1 protein-coding gene is annotated in these 1,649 nt (G+C 26.4%); it reads left to right on the top strand.

Annotated features, from left to right (window positions below; translation table 11 throughout):
• Window positions 1-380: 380 nt before the first annotated feature.
• The coding region (locus tag GBZ86_RS15655) for a carboxypeptidase regulatory-like domain-containing protein (protein ID WP_207707471.1) at window positions 381-1,649 on the top strand (1,269 nt) is incomplete at its 3' end.

The following is a 1,649-nucleotide window of genomic DNA, read 5'->3' as shown; positions in this document are numbered from 1 at the left end:
AACTGTTTAATGTTTTAATTATAGATTTTTCGTCAATACTATTCATAGAACCAAATTCCTCCTGTGTTTTATTAGTATTGGTTGTATTAATAGTTTGCACAGTTTTTAGGAATTTGGTTCATTTTTTATAAAATTAATTTTTAATTACTTGTAAAGTGGTGTTAACTTGTGTAAGAATTGTATAAAGGAACTTAATTTTATTATATGCATAAAATAATCTTAAAAGAAAAGTATGTATTTCTTGTAAAAATAAGTATTAGGAGGCGGTTTAAGTAATAACTGATTTGTTTTAATTAAATATAAACAAAAATTATTAGAAAATTATTTAAATCTCTACAGAAGCATAAAAAATAAAATTAAAATGTGGAGGAATTTTAATTATGCAAATAAAAGAATATAAATACAGTCAAAATGAGTTTATCACTGTAAATGTAACACAAAAAAAACAAGAAATAAAACTAGATGTAAAACTTGAAGAAAATGTTAATAAAACAAGTATTGGCGTAACTATTAGTGGGATTATTAAAGATTCTAAAGGTATACCTATTGAAGGGGCATTAGTAAAAGTATTAGATGAATCTTTAAAAGGATTAGCTAATGGTAAAACTATGAAAAATGGAGAGTATGTAATAACTAATATACCTATAAGTAATGAATATTGTTTAGAGATATTTTCCAATGGAAAGATATTAGAAACAACTGAAAAATTTACTTTAATGCAAGGTGAATCTAAATTAATTAATTTTACTTTAGAAGATGATGTAAATATTCCATTAGGAATAATTAGTGGACAACTAATAGATAATAGTGATGATAGAAATATTATATCTGGAGGTATAGTCTTCTTATATAAGAATATTAATGGAAATAAAAGTTTAAATGCTATTACTTATACAGATAAATCAGGACAATTTGTTTTTACAAAAGTAAATTCAGGAAATTATAATTTAGTTTTTAATGCTTTAGGATTTATTAAAGAAAGTACTAATGTAACTGTTGAAGATGGAAAAATATCAAACTTAACTAAAAAAATGATTATAGATCCTATTGCCTCTCAAGGTATAATATCAGGAATTATTACTGATGAATCAAATAATCCTATTGCTAATGCAGATGTAGTATTATATAATGCATCTAATTTAAATGATATTAAACCAATAGCTTTTACCATTACTAATTCTTTAGGAATATATACATTTATAAATGTACCTAAAGGTGATTATATTGTTAAATCTAAACAATTGCAAAGCATGGATTTAATAATACCACCAATTACAGTGCCAACAGGAAGTAACCCAGTTTATAAGTATAATGCAGCAGAGGGAATGCTTTCTAATGGAGCTTTAATAGAGGATGCTGGAGGAGTAAATGTGGCAGGATGGATAGGAGGACCAAGTGATGGTGCAACTACCTTAACTGTAAATGTAGCAGCTGCAGGAAAGTATAATTTAGCAGTGAAATATATAGGAGCAGATGCTAATAGAAACTTAAAGATAGATATAAATGGAACAAACACAGGATCAGTTTACACTCCAACACCAACTAATGGATGGTCCATAGGAGATGCTAAGACCTTTACTGTGGCAGTAAATTTAAATAGTGGAATAAATACTATTAAGTTCCATGGAGATGGAATAAACTATGGTCCA

This window comes from Clostridium tarantellae (genome assembly GCF_009295725.1).
GTDB classification, from domain to species: Bacteria; Bacillota; Clostridia; order Clostridiales; family Clostridiaceae; genus Sarcina; species Sarcina tarantellae.
This window is presented reverse-complemented; position numbering and strand designations above follow the sequence as displayed.